Source organism: Psychrobacter sp. H7-1 (assembly GCF_904846585.1).
GTDB lineage: Bacteria > Pseudomonadota > Gammaproteobacteria > Pseudomonadales > Moraxellaceae > Psychrobacter > Psychrobacter raelei.
The window spans coordinates 91,266-110,387 of sequence record NZ_CAJHBH010000006.1; the positions used below are offsets into that span (position 1 = coordinate 91,266).

General features: G+C 42.8%; 17 protein-coding genes. 11 read left to right on the forward strand and 6 right to left on the reverse strand.

Annotated elements, in window-relative coordinates:
* The first annotated feature begins 103 nt into the window (after window positions 1-103).
* The 8 genes from htpG (at window position 104) to JMX92_RS03850 (ending at window position 8,656) form a co-directional block, all read left to right on the forward strand.
* On the forward strand, window positions 104-2,065 hold the full coding sequence (htpG, locus tag JMX92_RS03815) for a molecular chaperone HtpG (RefSeq protein WP_011959862.1): 1,962 nt from the start codon (window positions 104-106) through the stop codon (window positions 2,063-2,065).
* A 188-nt stretch (window positions 2,066-2,253) separates the two neighbouring features.
* The gene (gene pncB / locus JMX92_RS03820; protein ID WP_011959863.1) at window positions 2,254-3,477 is read left to right on the forward strand and encodes a nicotinate phosphoribosyltransferase; all 1,224 of its coding nucleotides are present in this window, start codon (window positions 2,254-2,256) and stop codon (window positions 3,475-3,477) included.
* Window positions 3,478-3,728: 251 nt separating this feature from the next.
* Window positions 3,729-5,468, forward strand: coding sequence for an AMP-binding protein (locus tag JMX92_RS03825; protein ID WP_201544015.1), 1,740 nt, complete (start codon window positions 3,729-3,731; stop codon window positions 5,466-5,468).
* Between the two features lie 264 nt (window positions 5,469-5,732).
* Window positions 5,733-6,587, forward strand: a complete 855-nt coding sequence (gene fghA, locus JMX92_RS03830; protein WP_201544000.1) for an S-formylglutathione hydrolase — start codon at window positions 5,733-5,735, stop codon at window positions 6,585-6,587.
* 79 nt (window positions 6,588-6,666) lie between these two features.
* Window positions 6,667-7,377: a ribulose-phosphate 3-epimerase gene (rpe, locus tag JMX92_RS03835; protein ID WP_110816195.1), complete on the forward strand. Its 711-nt coding sequence runs from the start codon at window positions 6,667-6,669 to the stop codon at window positions 7,375-7,377.
* Window positions 7,378-7,446: 69 nt separating this feature from the next.
* Window positions 7,447-7,785, forward strand: coding sequence for a hypothetical protein (locus JMX92_RS03840; protein WP_201544003.1), 339 nt, complete (start codon window positions 7,447-7,449; stop codon window positions 7,783-7,785).
* Between the two features lie 44 nt (window positions 7,786-7,829).
* Window positions 7,830-8,141, forward strand: coding sequence for a hypothetical protein (locus tag JMX92_RS03845; protein WP_011959868.1), 312 nt, complete (start codon window positions 7,830-7,832; stop codon window positions 8,139-8,141).
* Between the two features lie 188 nt (window positions 8,142-8,329).
* Complete coding sequence (locus JMX92_RS03850) at window positions 8,330-8,656, forward strand: hypothetical protein (protein WP_011959869.1); 327 nt, start codon at window positions 8,330-8,332, stop codon at window positions 8,654-8,656.
* Between the two features lie 123 nt (window positions 8,657-8,779).
* Here JMX92_RS03850 and rpmG read toward each other — a convergent pair whose 3' ends face one another.
* Together rpmG and rpmB are read right to left on the reverse strand one after the other, a co-directional pair.
* Complete coding sequence (rpmG, locus tag JMX92_RS03855; protein WP_007394061.1) at window positions 8,780-8,935, reverse strand: 50S ribosomal protein L33; 156 nt, start codon at window positions 8,933-8,935, stop codon at window positions 8,780-8,782.
* A gap of 66 nt (window positions 8,936-9,001) precedes the next feature.
* Window positions 9,002-9,238 (reverse strand): 50S ribosomal protein L28, encoded by a 237-nt coding sequence (gene rpmB / locus JMX92_RS03860; protein WP_011959870.1) that lies wholly within the window; start codon window positions 9,236-9,238, stop codon window positions 9,002-9,004.
* Between the two features lie 481 nt (window positions 9,239-9,719).
* Between rpmB and JMX92_RS03865 the strand changes: the two genes are divergently transcribed.
* The gene (locus JMX92_RS03865; RefSeq protein ID WP_227675258.1) at window positions 9,720-10,880 is read left to right on the forward strand and encodes an MFS transporter; all 1,161 of its coding nucleotides are present in this window, start codon (window positions 9,720-9,722) and stop codon (window positions 10,878-10,880) included.
* Window positions 10,881-10,883: 3 nt separating this feature from the next.
* Window positions 10,884-11,261, forward strand: a complete 378-nt coding sequence (locus JMX92_RS13470; protein WP_227675259.1) for a hypothetical protein — start codon at window positions 10,884-10,886, stop codon at window positions 11,259-11,261.
* A gap of 112 nt (window positions 11,262-11,373) precedes the next feature.
* On the opposite strand, the gene JMX92_RS03870 is transcribed toward JMX92_RS13470, so the two are convergent.
* Entirely contained in the window at window positions 11,374-12,165 is a 792-nt protein-coding gene (locus JMX92_RS03870; protein ID WP_110816198.1) for an inner membrane protein YpjD, read from the reverse strand.
* Window positions 12,166-12,627: 462 nt separating this feature from the next.
* Here JMX92_RS03870 and ffh point away from each other — a divergent pair, with 462 nt between their 5' ends.
* Window positions 12,628-14,175 carry a signal recognition particle protein gene (gene ffh / locus JMX92_RS03875; protein WP_011959873.1) on the forward strand — a complete coding sequence of 516 codons (1,548 nt, stop codon included), beginning with the start codon at window positions 12,628-12,630 and terminating at the stop codon, window positions 14,173-14,175.
* A 115-nt stretch (window positions 14,176-14,290) separates the two neighbouring features.
* Here ffh and JMX92_RS03880 read toward each other — a convergent pair whose 3' ends face one another.
* From JMX92_RS03880 to JMX92_RS03890, 3 genes are all read right to left on the reverse strand, one after another.
* Entirely contained in the window at window positions 14,291-15,664 is a 1,374-nt protein-coding gene (locus tag JMX92_RS03880) for an MFS transporter (RefSeq protein ID WP_201544005.1), read from the reverse strand.
* A 309-nt stretch (window positions 15,665-15,973) separates the two neighbouring features.
* Window positions 15,974-16,903 carry a bile acid:sodium symporter family protein gene (locus tag JMX92_RS03885; protein WP_201544007.1) on the reverse strand — a complete coding sequence of 310 codons (930 nt, stop codon included), beginning with the start codon at window positions 16,901-16,903 and terminating at the stop codon, window positions 15,974-15,976.
* Window positions 16,904-17,320: 417 nt separating this feature from the next.
* A complete protein-coding gene (locus JMX92_RS03890) occupies window positions 17,321-19,039 on the reverse strand; it encodes a hypothetical protein (RefSeq protein WP_201544009.1) in 1,719 nt (572 codons plus the stop codon).
* Window positions 19,040-19,122: the final 83 nt, after the last annotated feature.

Sequence of the window (19,122 nt, forward strand, 5' to 3'; positions counted from 1 at the left end):
TAGGTAACCCAAACGCCAGGTCATAGCTTCAATAGAGGTATATGATAACGGGCGAGATAGCCAATAGGCATAAAAATAATTATGGACAATCCAAGAGGAACCCATGAGCGAAAATAAACACATGAGCGAAAATCAAAACGCCACTCAGCACGTTTTCGAAGCAGAAGTAGCACAGTTGCTGCATTTAGTGACTCACTCACTGTACTCAAACTCTGATATTTTTGTGCGTGAGTTGGTATCAAACGCATCCGATGCTTGTGACAAATTACGCTTTGAAGCCACCAGCGATGACAGTCTTTATGAAGATGATGGTGAGCTAAAAGTTCGCATCGATATTGATACCGAGGCTAAGACCATTACCTTTATCGACAATGGTATTGGTATGAATGAAGCGGACACAATTGAGAACTTGGGTACCATTGCCAAATCTGGTACTAAAGCATTCTTAGAGCAATTATCTGAATCACAAAAGCAAGATGGTCAATTAATTGGTCAATTTGGGGTTGGTTTTTACTCAGGCTTTATCGTTGCAGACACGATTACTGTTGAATCACGTAAAGCGGGTGAGCCTGCAGATCAAGGCGTACGCTGGGTATCTGACGGCACTGGTAAATTTACCACTGAGAGCATCACCAAAGACAGCCGCGGCACCTCTATCACGCTACATCTAAAAGATGAGTTCAGTGAAGGCGAAGACAACTATCTAGACCGCAACAAGCTAAAAGCTTTGGTCAATAAATACTCTGACCATATCAGCCTGCCAATTCAGATGCGTAAAGAGGTGTGGCAAGAGGAAGTCGCCGAGGAAGGTGAGGATGGCGATACACCCACTGGCGGCGAAATGGTAGTGACCGACGAGTGGGAGACTATTAACAAGGCCAGTGCACTTTGGACCCGCTCAAGCTCTGAGATTGAAGACGAAGAGTATAACGAGTTTTATAAAAACATCAGCTACGACTTTGAAGATCCCTTAGCTTGGACGCACAACCGAGTTGAAGGCCGCGTGCAATACACACAGCTGCTGTATATTCCCAAAAAAGCCCCATTTGATTTATATGCCCGTGAGCAGCAGCATGGTCTAAAGCTGTATGTAAAACGCGTATTTATTATGGATGACGCAGAGCAGCTGCTACCTATGTATCTGCGCTTCGTGAAAGGGGTAATTGACTCTCAAGACCTACCACTGAACGTTAGCCGTGAGATTTTGCAAGAGTCTCGTGATGTTAAGTCTATTCGAGATGGTAACGCGCGCCGTGTGTTGACACTATTAGCAAGCCTTGCAAACAGTGAAGATAGCGATAAGCAACAGAAGTTCAAACAGTTCTACAGCGAGTTTGGCGATGTGATCAAAGAAGGTCTTGGTGAAGATATGAGTAACCAAGAGCGTATTGCTAAGCTGCTGCGTTATGCCACAACCACCACAGACGGTTTAGAGACTGGCTTTGAAGACTACAAAGCCCGCATGAAAGAGGGCCAAAAAGCCATCTATTATCTAACCGCTGAGAATTTAGCTGCGGCCAAAAACAGCCCACAATTAGAGCTGTTTAAGAAAAAAGGCATCGAAGTTATCTTGATGACCAGCCGCGTTGATGAATGGGCAATGAACTTCTTAACTCAGTTTGATGGCACGCCACTACAAAACATTGCCAAAGGCGCTGTGGACTTAGGTGACTTGCAAGATGAGGCAGAAAAAGAAGAAGTCAAAAAAGCCGAAGAGAGCTTAAAGCCTGTGGTAGATAAGCTAAAAACTGCGCTGGGCTCACGTGCCAAAGATGTGCGTGTGTCAAATCGCTTGGTCGATAGTCCAGCGATTTTAGTCACTCCAGAGGGAGAGCTGTCACCACAAATGATTCAGATGCTTAAGCAAATGGGCCAAGAAGTGCCAGAGACTCAGCCTATCTTGGAGGTCAACCCCACCCATCCGCTGATTCAAAAGCTTGAATCAAGTGAGCAGTTTGATGACTTAGCGCAGGTTATCTTCGATCAGGCACTATTGGCGGAAGGGGGACAGTTAGAGGACCCATCGGCCTATCTAAAACGCATTAACGAGCTACTGCTTAAATAGCCTTAGAAAATAGCGTTAACCGTGTTTATAACAAAGAGGACTCAGTATAGCTGGGTCCTTTTTTTATGGAGAGTGGGGTGGCGGGGGTTAAATGACAATGCCAAATAGCATTAATGGGCCGAACAAGTCATAATATTACGATGAATAAGATTGTAAAGACTGGCTGATTTTAAATTTTGAGCGAAATTATGACAAAACCTATTACTCCAATAATCACCTCGTTGCTTGATAATGACTTGTACAAATTTACCATGCTACAAGCCATGCTACATCAGTTCCCACAAACCCATGGTGTGTACCGCTTTCGCTGTCGCAATTATCAAGACACCGCTTATCCGCTGGCGGATATTAAGCCGGCCCTAGAGGCTCAGCTTGATCACTTGTGTCAGCTAAGCTTTACCCAAGATGAGCTGGATTATCTGAGTGGTCTGCGTTTTATTAGAGCAGATTTTGTAGATTATCTGGAGCTATTTAAGCTAAAGCGTCGCCATATTCACGTGAGTATTGATGACAAGAACCGCTTAAATATCGATATCGAAGGCCCGATGATTCAGGCGATGTTCTTTGAAGTGTTCGTCTTGGCCATCGTCAATGAGCTGTATTATCAGCAGCTGACCACGCCTAAGATTATTGAAGAGGGAGAAAGACGTCTGCAGCAAAAAGTAGACTTGTTGCAACGTTACGCCGGCGAGCAAAGCCGCAGCATGCCGCCGTTTATCATCGCTGATTTTGGCACCCGTCGCCGTTTTAGCAAGGCATGGCATACCCATGTGGTTGAAACCTTGCATAAAGCGGCACCGAGTATCGTACGCGGTACCTCTAATGTGTATTTGGCCAAAAAATTAAAAATCACGCCGATTGGCACCATGGCGCACGAATTTATGCAGGCCTTCCAAGCGCTTGATGTGCGTTTGCGTGACTCACAAAAAGCAGCACTTGAGGCGTGGGTGCATGAGTATCGAGGCGACTTAGGTATTGCTTTAACCGATGTGGTGGGGATGGATGCCTTTTTACGTGATTTTGATCTGTACTTTGCCAAATTGTTTGATGGACTGCGTCATGATAGTGGCGACCCTTATGCGTGGGGCGATAAGGCAATTAACCATTACCGCCAGCTTAAGATTGATCCTAAGACCAAAGTACTTACCTTCAGTGACGGCCTGGATATTAAAAAAGCATGGCAGCTGCATGAGTATTTTAAAGAGCGTATTCAGACAAGCTTTGGTATCGGTACCAATTTGACCAATGACATGGGACTCACCCAGCTAAATATCGTATTAAAGCTGGTGGAATGTAATGGTCAGCCCGTGGCCAAGCTGTCTGATAGCCCAGGCAAAACCATGATCCACAATGACACCTATTTGGCCTATTTGCGTCAGGTATTTGATATAAAAGAAGAACAAGACCAATAAGCTATGCGCACCACTTTTAGCAAGCTTACGCGTTAAAGATAGGCACAAGCTTTAACACTTAACTTAGCGACAGGGCTCTTATGGGCCCTTCTTTTATGTCAAACAGCACTTTTATTATTTTAAAAGTTATGAGTATAATGAGATTGCTGGTTTCGTTTTACTAAACTATTGTTTAGCTTAACTGATGCTTAGCGCAGCCAGTATTATTAACAAGGACGTTAATAGCGATGGACTATCACAAGGATGAGACTATGTTTAGACAGTTATTAGAGCAGCGTTTTCCTAATGCAGGCTCACGCCATGCACCACTTCAGATGAGCCATGATATTGGCGCCACTGATACCCCGCTGATTGAATCTACAATTGGCGATTACTTTGACGCTGTGGCCAATCAGATGCCAGACAAAGAAGCCTTGGTATCTTGCCATCAACATATTCGGCTCACCTACCAGCAGCTGCAACAAAAATCGAATCAATTGGCCAGCAGCATGATAAGGATGGGGTTGCAAAAAGGGGACCGCGTAGGCATCTGGTCGCACAACAATGCCGAATGGCTGCTAATGCAATTGGCCACGGCCAAAGCGGGCATCATTTTGGTGAATATCAATCCTGCCTACCGTATATCGGAGCTTGAGTACGCGCTAAATAAGGTAGATTGTAAAGTTTTGGTATTTATGCGTCATTTCAAGACCAGCGATTATGTGCAGATGGTGCAACAAATGGCACCGGAGATGTGTCATCAAAGCTATGAGTGCTTAGCGCTCAATACATTGCCCAATCTAAAGCGCTTAATTTGGATAGATGCCCCAAATAGCGATGAAAGCTTTGGATTTATGCAAAAATTCTCTGATTGGTTGGCTGAAGGCGATGCAGATGATCCCAAGCTTACCGAGCGTCAAAATCAGCTAGACGCTAATGACGCGATCAACATTCAGTTTACCAGTGGCACGACAGGTACGCCCAAAGGGGCCACACTGACCCACAGGAATCTGCTTAATAATGCCTATCATCTGGGCGAAACCTTGTGTTTAACCGCTGAAGATAAGCTGTGCTTGCCACTGCCGCTGTATCACTGCTTTGCGATGGTACTGGGTAATCTAACGATGTTATCGCATAGCGCCACCTTGGTGTATCCCAGCAGCAGCTTTGACCCATTAAGTGTGTTGCAGGCTATTAATGAGGAAAAATGTACCGTGCTGCATGCCGTGCCCAGTATGTTTTTAGCCATCTTAAATCATCCTGATTTTGCCCGCTTTGATTTAAGCAGCCTTCGTACTGGTGTATCTGGTGGGGCAAGCTGCCCACGAGAGCTTATGCAGCGTATTATCAAACAGATGCATATGAGTGAGTTGACCATTGCCTATGGTATGACCGAGACCAGTCCTAAAGCTACCCAGACCTTGCCAACCACGGAGTTTGAAAAGCGCATTGCTACTGTGGGGGTGGTGCAGCCGCATCTTGAGGTCAAAGTGGTGGATCCACTCAATGGCCAAACCTTGCCGATAGGAGAGGTGGGGGAGATTTTGACCAAAGGCTATGCGGTGATGCAAGGCTACTGGAATGACCCAGTGAAAACTGCCGAGGCCATAGTTGATGGCTGGATGCACACCGGGGATTTAGGCAGTATGGATGAGCACGGCTATATCACGGTGGTGGGACGCAGTAAAGATATGATTATTCGAGGTGGGGAAAATATTTATCCCATTGAAGTGGAGAACTTCTTATACCGTCATCCTAAGATTGCCGATGTGCAAATTGTGGGTGTTCCGGATGCTCATTATGGTGAGGTACTGGCGGCTTGGATTATTCCTAAAGCAGGCGAAACCCTCACTGAGCAAGAAGTACGAGATTTTTGTTATAACCAAATTGCTCACTTTAAGATTCCCACCTACATTCGGTTTGTTGAGCAGTACCCGATGACTGTTACCGGTAAAATTCAGAAGTTTAAAATTGTGGAGATGATGAAAGAAGAGTTGGATGTAGTGGCATAATAAGTTAACAGCTTAGAGTCTATTTAATAGGGTGCTCATGAGTGAGCCATTTATCATAAAAAACAGGGGCGCATCGAGCGGCCCTTTTTTTATCAGATGGCCTGTGTCAGATGGCCTGATTGGTAAAATGGCTTCACACTGTGATGGGCGATAGAGGGCCGCTTACCTTTTGACACCAGGGCTTACTTTCAAAAAATAAGGCCTATGGTAGAATCAACATAGTAATGTCAGATATCTATATAACCGTCTTATAAGGAAGATAATATGTCAACGCTCACCCTCACCAGTAAAAATCGCTGCTTTAATGGCGAGCAATATTATTATACTCACCAATCAGCAGTGACCCAAACTGAGATGAGCTTTAGTATTTATTTGCCCGATGAGGCATTGGCCGGCCAAACTTGCCCGGCGTTATTGTATTTATCCGGCTTGACTTGTAGCCCAGACAACGTCACTCATAAAGCACACTTTCAACAAAAATGTAGCGAGCTTGGCATGATATTTATAGCGCCAGACACTTCACCTAAAGGCGAATCTGTGCCCAATGATGAGCGCTATTTTGTCGGTCAGGGGGCAAGCTATTATGTGAATGCGACTGAAGATAAGTGGTCGAAGCATTTTAATATGCACAGTTATATTATTGACGAGTTTTATGAGCTGATTCGTAGCCAGTTTGCTATTAGCAGTGTGGGTATCACCGGTCACTCTATGGGCGGGCATGGCGCGCTGATGTTTGGCTTTAAATACCCCAGCAAGTTCATCAGTGTGTCTGCCATTGCGCCTGTTTGTGTTGCCAGTGAGTCTGATTGGGGGCGCGCCGCCTTTAGTGAGTACTTTGGTGCTGAGTCAGAGCAGACATGGGCACAGTTTGATGCGGTAAATATCGTTGAAAAAGCAGGCAAGCAGTATCCGCTTATTTTAGTTGATCAAGGCGCAGCAGATAACTTCTATGTAGATGGCTACTTGCGCCCAGAGGCTTTGCAAAAAGTGTGTCAGCAGGTTGAGCAGCCATTGACCTTGCGCTACCATGCCGGCTTTGACCACAGCTACTATTTTATCCAAAGCATCATTAATGACCATATTGAACATCATTATAACGCCGCATTAACTGCCATATAATTGGTATAATAGCTGGGTTTAATGGCCATTAAGCCCAGCGACATTTCTTTTATTCTCCTCCAATTCTTAGAGAAACAGTATGAGCAGCACCCAATCAGCAGCTACCCCACGTGAGTATCTAATAGCCCCCTCCATTCTTTCTGCAGATTTTGCCCGCTTGGGTGAAGAGGTAGAGACGGTATTGCAAGCTGGGGCCGATGTGATTCACTTTGATGTGATGGACAACCACTATGTGCCAAACCTCACCTTCGGCAGCATGATTTGTAAAGCACTGCGTGATTACGGCATCGACGCGCCCATCGATGTGCATTTAATGGTATCACCGGTTGACAGTATGATTGAGCAGTTCTTAGAGGCGGGTGCCAGTATCATCACCTTCCACCCTGAAGCAAGCAATCACATCGACCGCTCATTACAAATGATCAAAGATGGCGGTGCAAAATGTGGTTTGGTATTAAACCCAGCCACGCCGCTGCATTATCTAGATTATGTGATGGATAAAGTGGATCAAATCTTATTGATGAGCGTCAACCCAGGTTTTGGTGGTCAGTCTTTTATTGACGGTACGTTAGACAAGATCAAACAAGTGCGTCAGCGTATCGATGCCAGCGGTCGTGACATTCGTCTAGAAGTAGATGGCGGCGTAAAAGCCAATAACATTAGAGCCATTGCTGAAGCGGGCGCTGATATGTTTGTGGCAGGCTCAGCCATTTTTAATCAGCCAGACTATAAACAGGCCATTGATGAGATGCGCCATGAGCTAAGTCTAGTGGGTGCCCATCAAGCCTAGTTTTTATCAAATTAGCTCAAGGATTTGATTTAATCTTTGGTAAATGGGTCATAAGCGAGGACAGATAAGATGACAAATAATGAGTTGATAGATAAAGTGGCAACGCAGCAGACCTCGCCCGGCTTGGTGCCTAAGGGATTTACCATAGGGCTGGCAGTTTTTTCGTTGATTTTGAGCGTATCAGGCTATATATTTCGAGCCTTAGTGGGTGACCCCATAGGCGAAATCTTGCGCCACGCCGCCCTATTGGTGCCCACTTTTGTGCTGGTAATTCCGCTAGGCTTTTGGGTGGGGGCATTGATTATGAATAAAGTCAAAGGGATGCACATTCAAAGACGCAATGCATTAACCTTAGGTTGGCTGATCTCTTGTGTCACTTTACTATGGTTGATGGGCACTTATAGCTAATCAAATCCCCCTCTAACAAAACTGGCGTTAATAAAGGAATCCTCTTGTCAATTTTTGATCGCAATTCATTTTATTACCCTTATCCAGAAACCATTCCTAAGGGGCTTATTAAAGCCCTAATTATAGGCTGTATGCTGCTAGGATTATCGGGTCTGCGCCATGCACCAGGCTGGCAGGGCTGGCTTGCGGTGTTTGAGAACTGGCTGGTAATGTTAATTATTTTCCCCACTGCCACAGCAGTGGTTGCCCTGCCTTTTAAATACCGCGATCCAAGTTTTGAGCTAAAAAATGCCTATTACTTGGGTATGTTTGTATCTTTTTTGTTCTATTTGGCCAAGCTGCGTTATTGGCGATAGCTGATCTGCTGCATATTATACCGGCCTATAGTCGGCTGAATAATGGCGATCTTAGGCTGCTAGAGTATGGCTGATGAGTGCTCAAACCTAGCTTATGAGTGATATGTTGCAACAAATACCCCTTGAAATTTGTTCCATTAGCGTCCATTGTTAATAGATACACATATGCTATAAGAGGGAGATAGGGCATGGTATTTGATTTTGAAAAAGACAACTTAGAAGTTGAAATTGACGCTGAGACAGGCAAACGTAGCACCCGTAGAGGATTTGCTCAAGAGACCATCTTAGAGTTGGTGGAAAACGAGAAGGGTCAAATCGTCCTACGTGATTCTGCAAACGCTGAGGATCCTTTGGTCACTATCGCATTTTCTGACAAAGTAAAAGAAATGCTAGAGGGTGAAGCGCAGTTTATTGGTCATAAGATGATTCATGCTGCCATTCAGGCTGTGATGCAAAAGCAGGTCAGTCAGTGGCATGCCAACGTCTATGATGAAGAGCCTAAACACTACAGCTAAGATTTGCCTATTTCATATTTGTCTAATTTGATACAGCTTTTAAAGTGATAGCTGATGAACCAAAAAAAGAGGGGGTTATCTAAGATAACCCCCTCTTTTTTGCTGTATCAAATAGTCAAAAAATTATTTGATTTTAGCTTCTTTGAAAATAACGTGCTGGCGTACTTTAGGATCAAACTTTTTGATCTCCATTTTGCCAGGCATAGTACGTTTGTTTTTGGTAGTGGTGTAGAAGTAACCGGTACCAGCAGTAGATACTAACTTAATCTTGTCTCTCATGATGCATTCCTATAAATTTGTAAAGTAAGAGGGCTAAAAAAGCCATCTCGTTAGTCATTTAAAAGACTAAACTTTTTCACCCTTGGCACGTAAATCAGCAAGTACTTTATCAATACCGTGCTTATCGATGATACGCATACCTTTAGTAGAAACACGAAGACGAACAAAACGGTTTTCAGATTCTACCCAAAAACGATGGTTGTGTAGATTTGGCAAAAAGCGACGGCGGGTTTTGTTATGCGCATGCGAAACATTGTTACCCACTTGAGGGCGCTTTCCTGTCACTTGACATACTCGAGACATGACGGACTCCTAATAAAGTTGTAAAGCATCACTATGGCATGTCAATCATGCCCAATAAGAGAGGGGCTCTACCTACTCAAGATAACGAATCACAATGCGGCTATGGACACAGAGGACTGCAACTTGAATAAAATGTTAACAGAAAGATGGTGGTCGTACCCTTTTATCGCCACAACGAAAGGTGGGTGACCAGGATAAAATTTTTAAGGGCGTATTTATACCACACAATCAGTTTTTTTTCAAATTAATTGTATCGGCATTATCGCATACTTCACCCCAAACATTAAGCCAAAACACATATTATTTATACGCCAACTGGCTATTTTTATAAAATAAGGCCAGCTAAAATATAGATTGGGCTAAAATGAATGGGTGGGCAAAATAAAAGTGCCATGTTCAATCAAGCTATTATAGCAGATAATATCCCTCCCGTTGCTATAGCCGCTATGGCAAAAGCTATAAAAAAATTAGGCAGATCGTCATGATGCCCCCTTCTTCATCCTCTAGCAGCAGTACCGATTCAAGCGTGCACACTAATCTTGATCCAACAGGCTCTGCGCTTAATTTAGCAGATAGTGGGCCACCTGCATCGCAAAATGATGGTCCGCCTTATACGCTGCTTACTGTGTTATTGACCTTATATTTCGCCCAAGGCTTACCCTCGGGCTTTATAACCCAAGCCTTGCCAGCCATATTGCGTGATTATGACGTGTCCCTTGAGATGATTGGCTTGTCTGGGCTACTACTGGCTCCTTGGGCGCTGAAGTTTTTGTGGGCACCTGTGGTTGATCAGTACTTCTCACCTAAGTGGGGACGCTCACGCAGCTGGATATTGCCGCTTCAGCTGTTGTCAGCAATGATAGTGGCCGCAGTGGGCTTATTTAATCCGCAGCAGTTAAGCACACCGCAGACCTTGTGGGCTCTATATGCTTTACTGTTTTTTTTGAGTTTAATTGGTGCCACCCATGATGTGGCAGCCGATGGGCTTGCGACCCGATCTTTAAGTCAATTGGTGCGCCAAAGCAGCGACAATAAAGCGATAGAAGCGACAAGTACAGCCCATAACCCTTACCAAGGCATGGGTAATGCCGTACAAGTGATAGGTTATCGCTTAGGGCTTATCTTGGGTGGCGGGGTGTTTTTATTGGTGCTGGGCAATTGGTCCTGGCGTTATAGCTTTTTTGCTATGGCGGCTCTGATTGTGCTTAATACCTTGCCGATTTGGCGCTACCCTGAGAATAAGCACATTGCTATTAGTCAGCATCAAACACAAGCCAAAACAGATCGTATGTTGTTACAGATAGGCCATCAGAGGCAAGCTTCTAGCACCTCTGATGAAACTCTAGCCGAGCCTAAAGCGCGCTCTGTGGCTCATTATTTAACAGACAACTATGGTTATTTTTGGCATAACCGTGAAATGCGCGCTTGGCTTACCGTGCTACTGAGCTTTAAGATAGTCGATGGTATCTCAAGTGGTATGGTCAAGCCAATGATGGTGGATATGGGTATACCCACTGGTAGTATAGGGCTGTGGGTGAGTGTGCTTGGTTCAGGGGCTTCCTTACTTGGGGCGGCACTGGCCGCTTGGCTGCTAAAACGTATGGCCCATCACACAGCACTGCTTAGCTTTAATGCATTTTAGGTAGTGACTACAGGGCTTTATGTACTGGTGGCAATAGGCTTTGAGCATCCTAATTGGCTAGGTGTTGGGGCAGGTGCATCCATACCGTTTTGGTGGGCCTATGCTGCCAATGCTGTAGAGCATATGGCTGCGGCAATGGCACTGGTGGCGATGCTGACTATGGTGATGCATTATGCCCGTCACCAGAAGGCAGGCAGTGACTTCACCACTCAGGTGTGTCTGCTCACCGTGTTTAGCGGTGTCAGTCACTTAGTCAGTGGATTTATCGCTGCACAATTGGGCTATAGTGGCCACTTTGTGCTTAGTGTGGCGGTGGGTGTGCTGTGTTTGTTGCCCATTATTTATTGGCGTAGCGTCTTTGTTAGATCAGCCACCGATTAAAGTTTATGGCTTAGACAAGGCATTTAACTTAGCATTAATCAATAACTAGGCATGAATAAATAGCGTACTTGAATGCCGTCATAGAGGCCACAGTGTGAACAGGTGTGAAAGACTAAAGTAGCATCTCTAGCACAAACTTGCTGCCGATAAACCCAATGGCTAACACAACAAAGGCAATAATGGTCATATTGGCTGCTCGGCGTCCACGCCATCCATATTTCCAATGACCAATTAATAAGCCGCCGAATAACAGCCAAGATAAAATACTCAGCACCGTCTTATGCGCAATGTGCTGCGCCATAAGGTCACTGACATACATAAAGCCGATGGCAAGCGCTGCGGTTAATAAACCAAAGCCCACCAAAATCATATCAAATAATAGCGACTCCATGCTTTGTAATGAGGGCAATTTATTAACCCAAAAACGCTGCTTGGTCTTATGCTTAAGCTCTCGGATTTGAAAGCGCAAAATCAGCGCCTGAATGGCAGCCATTAGTAGCACACAATAGGCGGCGATTGACAATATAATATGCGACTCTAGCCCTGGGGTAATGTCGGTGAGTGGCGCATAAGGGGCGACACCGAAGTATCCCAAGCTTAGGCCAATAATCGCTGTGGGCGTGGCAAAAACACCCAAACTTAAAATGGGTCGATAAAAGCAAAACAGCACATAAAACAACATGAAATAAAAGCTGGTTAAGCTTGCGGTGTTAAAAAGGTTAAAATTTAAGCCATAGATGGTAAAAATATTGGGGTATAAGCTTATGGCATGTGCCACCAGACCGACCATAAGCATGCCTAAGGTGAAGCCTTTAGCAATGGGCTTGATGCGAACCAAGGCCCAGGCCAAATGAAAGCTTACAATAAGATAGACGATAAGTGCGATGAGGTAGGCAAGCAACACGGTGTTTTGGTCCCCAAATAAATCGAGTTAACAAATTAGGTCGTAGAATGTTTGATATACTATATATGTTATTCTGTGGCGGGTCTTAAATAATGGCCTGTACATTTTGGCTTAACAAGCACTGACGCAGCCCTCTGACTTAATGATACGCTAATTTAGCATAGAATGACTCTTATTTGCGATTGCTATACAGTTAAACTTTTGCTTTTGCTAAAATTAGCCATTTCAGTAAGCTGCTGCCTTGAAATAGTGGGTTTTAAACCAATAAATCAATAGAGCCAGTAATGCGTTTGCCAATGATGGGTTTAAAAGGCGCGAGCAAAACCAGTCACCCTTATAAATAAAGTGTTATCCCAATTAAAGTCTTACTTATTAAGCACTGCCCCAATTGAGCATGACCTGATTTGATTAATTCTTATTTTACAGCCTTAAACTTTATTAACAATTTATCGAGAAAACCCTATGTTTGATACCTTAACCGAAAGACTCTCTGGCAGCCTGCGTAAGATTTCAGGCTCAGGACAGCTGACCGAAGACAATATTAAAGACACGCTGCGTGAAGTGCGTATGGCGCTGCTTGAGGCCGATGTCGCTCTACCTATCACCCGTGACTTCGTTAAACGCGTAAAAGAGCAAGCGCTGGGTCAAGAGGTGTTAAAGGAATTGGCCCCAGGTCAAGCTTTCGTCAAGATTGTCTATGATGAATTAACGGAAATGATGGGCAGTGCCAATCAGCAGCTAGAGATGACTGGTAAGCCGCCTGTTGTCTACTTACTGGCTGGTCTGCAAGGTGCCGGTAAAACCACCACAGCAGGTAAGCTTGCTAAGTACTTACAAGAGCGTCATAAGAAAAAAGTGATGCTGGTCTCAGCCGACGTTTATCGTCCGGCAGCCATTAAGCAGCTAGAGCAAGTGGCCGCTCAGGTAAACGCTAAGTTTGTAAACTCAAGCAGTGATGAGAACCCCATTGATATCGCTAAGCGTGCCATCGAAGAGGCCAAGCTGCAGTATCAAGACATCCTAATTATCGATACCGCAGGTCGCTTGCATATCGATGAAGATATGATGGATGAGATTAAAGCATTGACAGCAGCGGCCAATCCTTCTGAAACTCTGTTCGTTGTTGACTCAATGACCGGTCAAGATGCGGCCAATACTGCCAAAGCCTTTAATGATGCACTGCCGCTCACTGGTGTTATCTTAACCAAGACTGATGGTGATGCCCGCGGCGGTGCGGCCTTATCTGTGCGCGCCATTACTGACAAGCCCATTAAATTCTTGGGCCGCGGTGAAAAACTCGATGCCCTAGAAGCTTTCCACCCTGAGCGTATCGCTCAGCGTATCTTGGGCATGGGTGATGTTCTAAGCTTGGTTGAAGAAGTTGAGCAAAAAATCGACCGTGACAAAGCCGAAAAAATGGCCAAAAAAATCCAAAAGGGCGGTGAGTTTGACCTTGAGGATTTATTGACTCAGTTCCAACAGATGAAGAATATGGGCGGTATGAGTGGCTTCTTAGATAAGATGCCAGGCATGAGCGGAGCAGGTATCAAAGAGGCACTAGAGGAAGCCAAGCCAGAAGAAAAAGTAAAAGAGATGGAAGCGCTGATTAACTCTATGACCCCTTATGAGCGCAAAAATCCTGATAAGATTAACCCAAGCCGTAAGCGCCGTATTGCAGCGGGCTCTGGCAAACAAATCCAGGACATCAACCGTTTGCTTAAGCAGCACAAACAAATGGCAAAAATGATGAAGATGCTGTCAAAACCTGAAGGCCTAACCAAAATGATGAAAGCGGTTCAAGGCTTAACCGGTATGGGCGGCGGCGGTGCTCAAGGTGCAGGCGGTCCCTTATTTGGGGGTGGTAACACAGGTGGTAAGCCTGCTCAAGGTGCAGGCGGCATGCCACCCTTTGGCCTAGATCCGAATAATATGCCAAGCAAAGAAGATATGGAGCGTCAACTGAAAGACTTAGAACAACAGCTGCCTCCAGACTTCAAAAAACGCTTTTAAGTCAGTAAAAATACTTTTAACTTGCTTAATTTGCATTAAGGCCAGATCAATCGATCTGGCCTTTTCTTAAGAAGATGAGTTCTGGCTCAATCAATACGGCACACTCAGTGATAACCTACCGCTTCAAGCTATACTTCTTAGTATTGCTGCTACCAGTATACAGCTCGCCAAAAGTCTCACGGTGGTAAAGATGGAAGCCAACGATAAAAGAGATCATACCAATAAACGTCAGGTATAGAGCAGGGGCAAAACTGATGTGTTTGGTTGCGTAAAATAAGAATAAAGGCAGTACAGCGCCTAATAGCGCTGATATCACATTATAAACAACCGAAACTGCGGTCAGGCGTACCTCAGTTGGGAATACCTGAACGAAAATCGCAGTACACAGCCCAATCATACCTGTACAAAATCCTAATAAGCCATACATCGGCAGTACGTAAAGCTCATGTCCATTAGACAAATAGGCATAAAGCACCCAAATCTGCACAATTAAGGCCATCGATGCCAACATGAAAACTTTACCCGTCCCCATTTTATCGGCTAAGATGCCATAAATGACACAGCCCAATATTTGCATCACCAAGGCCACTAAGCTTGCATTAATTAAGAAAGAGGGATCGTTGTAGAACTTAAGCGCTATAAGTTTGGGCAGTAACAGCATGATGACCATGATTAAACTGGCGCGAACAAAGGATAAAACAATGGATAGCATCAAAGCTGATGAGCGCGTAACGAAAGGCTGGGTCTCTAAGGTAGATGGATTGGCGCTCTGATTATTGTTAGCATTGGTAAAAATAGGGGTCTCTTTTACATGAGACCATATTAGAAAAGACAAACCACCAAGTAGGCCTCCTATCAGGGCCGGTATACGCCAACCATAACTGAGCATCGCCTCAGAATCTAGTGTTCCTGTCAGTACTTTTGCACAAGTAACCGCCAACACAGAGCCAAAGATACCCCCTGCTACGGCTAGGCTACAGTAAGTTGCCAGGCGATTTTTTGGAGCATGCTCAGCGATAAACACCCAGCTAAGTGGGGCATGGGCTCCAAAAGCTATACCTTGTAGTATGCGAATAACCAGAAATAAAATCGGTGCTACAACCCCGATTTGTGCATAAGTGGGTAAAAAAGCGACCAGAAAAGTTGTTATTGATAAAAAAGACACACTGAGCATTAAAGCTGGCTTTCGGCCTCGTTTATCACCATATCGACCTATCAATAAGGCACCAAGCGGGCGTGATAAAAAGCCAACACTGACAAGTCCAATCAGCTTTAATTGAATTAAGAGTGCGCTATCTGTGGCAGGAAAAAATACGGTGCCGATGGTTGGTGCTAATTTAAGATAGATAATAAAATCAAATGCGGCAATGGCATAACTTAAGCAAATAAAGATTATTTGATTACGAGCTACCTTACTGTCGTCACAAAGAAGCTCAGCGATATCTCCCTTATTTAATGCCGCATCTCTAGTACGAATAATATTCTCCAATGAATCTTGAAATAAATTTTTAATGCCTCTTACAATGAAACTATATAAATTATACTCATAATTACACTGTAATGTATAGTTACTTTAAACAATAATATAAGGGTTAGTCTTAAAATACTGATTTTAAATACACCACCATTAGGGATAACGCTAAAAATACTAGTAATAAATAGATTAGGTTGGCTTAAATAATATAAAAAAATGAACTGAACTAACTCTCGATTTCCAGGCATAAAAAAGACACTGCGCTTGGCTTAGTGTCTTTTTTTTAGAGAATATGAAGAGTTAAAGATATTACTGCTGTATCGACTATGCTTTATCTTTACGTACAAAGAAGTTCGCTACCAGTGCACCACTGAAATTGTGCCACACACTAAATATCGCACTTGGCAGGCTCGCTGCAGGGTTAAAATACGTGGCTGCAAGCGCTGCACCAAGCCCTGAATTTTGCATACCTACTTCAATCATAATTGCACGGCGCTGCGGCTCAGTAAAGCCACTGAGTCTTGCCAATAGGTAGCCGAGCAAATAACCAATGCAGTTGTGCAAAGCGACGACGATAAATACCAAGATGCCACTGGTTAAAATGGTGTCACGAGAAACGGCAACGACCGCAGCAATGATGATGGCGATACCGATTACAGATACCATCGGTAAGATGTCATTAGCGATTTGGACTTTAGTGCCCAATACTTTGTGAAATGCCAAGCCTAATAAGATAGGTAAGATGACCATCTTAAAGATGGATAACATCATGCTGGCAAGTTCAATCTCGATCAGTTGTCCAGCGAATATTTTAAGTAGTATAGGCGTCATTATTGGAGCGAGAAGAGTAGATATTGAAGTGATAGATACACTCAGTGCCACATCCCCTTTGGCTAAAAAGGTAATGACATTGCTAGATGTGCCGCCTGGACAACAACCTACCAATATCACGCCAACAGCAATCATGGGATCTAATTTAAACATCAAAGTCAGGGTGTAAGCAATCAAAGGCATTAAGGTGAATTGAGCTAAGAGCCCTACCAAAACTACTTTAGGTCGTCTGATAATTTCAGCAAAATCTTCTGTTCTTAATGTGGTGCCCATGCCAAACATAATAATACCCAAGATAGGCACAATAAATTTAGCAAAAGAGGCAAAAAACTCTGGGAAAATAAAGCCCAGCACAGCGCTGAGTAGCGCCCAAATTGCAAAGGTTTTGCCTATCCACTGCGAGGCTTTGGCGATTGCTTGCACGATATGACTCCTGACTCATAAACAAGGGTGATATTTAAATTACCATGCTTTAAAGCCAAGAGTTATGAAAGTATTTTTTGTGGAAGTGAGAAATAAGTTGGTGGTTGGTTTGAGTCGATAGGTGTGAAAAGGTTTTCGGTGGTTCGTCCTGCTATCCGCTATTGTTAGGGCTAAAACTCACCTAAGGCGGGGTTTGCGGCTTTAAAAAGAGTAGGTTGGCGTCGAGGTGCAGCTACTTTGTGAAAGTAAGAGATAGTGAGTGGGGTGAGTTAGTCTTGTCAAATTCTCATAGAGAATGCAGACAAGACGTAACCCACCTCTTAGATGGCATATTGTATGATGCAATGGGTTACGTTTCGCTAACTCACTCTGCTCAACTTACTTCTTATAAAAAGTTATAAAATGTCAGTTGTAACTCTAGTTACTAATAGAGCTATATATTTTTAAGTCGTCGTCAATTTTTAAGAATGCTAAAATTACTAATTTCAGATAAGTAAAATAAGCAATTTCATGTTCTTTCTCATCTTTCGAACTTGCTTGAGTTCCATGTAAATAGCTATTTCTTAAATCTAATCCATTTGTAAACTCACTCTTATTTAAATAATAGTTAAAGTAAGACTGTTCAGGTTTTGAAAATAATGAGTTTTCAAGATATATTAAATCTTCTTTAGCCATTTTTAAAATTTCATTTTGATACTTTTCTGGATAGTGGTGGAAAGAAGCGACTTCATTATCGTACAGGTCTTTTAGAACCAACACTCTCAAAGGGTTGTTAAATATTATTGAATCACTTTTATCTACATGTATGACGTTATTATCTAGAAGATAGTTTAGACGTGGTAATAAAAATGATTCATAACTACTGAATTTGACATCTTCATTTATGAGTAAATTAAAGAAAGTGCCATATTTTTTCTCTTTAAATGGCTCGACGTATGCAAGTAGGGTTTGATCTGAGAATAATAAATCTGAACAATTAACTGAGATATTATTATCTTCATTTAAGTAAATATACTTGTTTCGATTAAGACTTGGTATGTCTTTAATAGATGATGGAGCAGATGATATCTGTAATAGTTCAAAATCAATTTCTTTATCTTCTACATAGAGCTTGAATTGTTTTAATGCTGATTCAAATTCTGGTGCAAGGAATCTTATTTTCTCTAGATAGGAAGTTGCTGTTGGAACTAAAAAACGCGCATTACTTGGAAGTGAATACTTAGAGGGAAACACTTCCATGAAAATGATGCTTAGTAAGCTCTCTAATGGTTTACCTAGGTCTTCAACTACTTTACTATAGCCCATTATTTGTGCCAGCGATGAAGATTCAGCAATTCTAAAAGCTATACCTTTTAAATACTCATCTTTAGACCTCAAGCCTATTATTCTTTCAAATGTACCCAAGTTCCTTTTATTACTGACAAGGCTAATACGATTTTCTATATCAAGATATTCAAATAAATCCTTAAAATTCAAGAATAAGCTATATGGGTCGCTATTAGATTTAATATAACTAGCACTATAGACATAGTGCATAGTCTGGTCCTCATCTATAGAAACATTCTTAGATAGTAATTCGTTACTATCAAATGTTACGTTTACTCCATACTTCATCGAAGCACTAATCTTAAGTAATTTATCTGTCTCATTCGAAAGGACTCGCTTAGCTTTTAATCGAGTTTTATCGGTAATCTTAAAGCCCTTTTGATTCCTCATATTTAATATTAATTTAATATAATTTATATTTGGATCATTTGAACTTAAATAATCTAATAGGATGTTCTCTTTGTCATCAAGAGTTAAGCTTGGTGGGATACATAATATATCTTTTTGAAAGTTATTTTTAACTTCGTAATGAGATAATAGGATTTCGGCTGAATTTGAATAATTTAATAAAAACTCTCTTAATACTTCATCATATCGATTTACTGTGTTTTTATACTTTAAAATAACATTAATCAAATTTGGGTTATCAAATAAAGCCTCTTCGAGCAACTCATCAGATATTTTCTCAAAAACCTTTTGAGAGTCAAATTTTTCCCAAAAAGAGTCCATATAACTATAAATAACTTCATTTAATATTTTTTTGAAATTATACCAAACCCAAAATATATAGTATAATCTACTGATGACCATACCAATACATAACCTAGAAGACCATGACTTTGGCAAACACTCAAAGACTGAGCGCAATCCCAGAGCCCGACTACGCCTGCTCA

Coding starts and splice junctions, on each gene's coding strand:
- htpG (WP_011959862.1), top strand. CDS start 104: ATGAGCGAAAATAAACACATGAGCGAAAATCAAAACGCCACTCAGCAC.
- pncB (WP_011959863.1), top strand. CDS start 2,254: ATGACAAAACCTATTACTCCAATAATCACCTCGTTGCTTGATAATGAC.
- JMX92_RS03825 (WP_201544015.1), top strand. CDS start 3,729: ATGTTTAGACAGTTATTAGAGCAGCGTTTTCCTAATGCAGGCTCACGC.
- fghA (WP_201544000.1), top strand. CDS start 5,733: ATGTCAACGCTCACCCTCACCAGTAAAAATCGCTGCTTTAATGGCGAG.
- rpe (WP_110816195.1), top strand. CDS start 6,667: ATGAGCAGCACCCAATCAGCAGCTACCCCACGTGAGTATCTAATAGCC.
- JMX92_RS03840 (WP_201544003.1), top strand. CDS start 7,447: ATGACAAATAATGAGTTGATAGATAAAGTGGCAACGCAGCAGACCTCG.
- JMX92_RS03850 (WP_011959869.1), top strand. CDS start 8,330: ATGGTATTTGATTTTGAAAAAGACAACTTAGAAGTTGAAATTGACGCT.
- rpmG (WP_007394061.1), bottom strand. CDS start 8,935: ATGAGAGACAAGATTAAGTTAGTATCTACTGCTGGTACCGGTTACTTC.
- rpmB (WP_011959870.1), bottom strand. CDS start 9,238: ATGTCTCGAGTATGTCAAGTGACAGGAAAGCGCCCTCAAGTGGGTAAC.
- JMX92_RS03865 (WP_227675258.1), top strand. CDS start 9,720: ATGATGCCCCCTTCTTCATCCTCTAGCAGCAGTACCGATTCAAGCGTG.
- ffh (WP_011959873.1), top strand. CDS start 12,628: ATGTTTGATACCTTAACCGAAAGACTCTCTGGCAGCCTGCGTAAGATT.
- JMX92_RS03890 (WP_201544009.1), bottom strand. CDS start 19,039: ATGGTCATCAGTAGATTATACTATATATTTTGGGTTTGGTATAATTTC.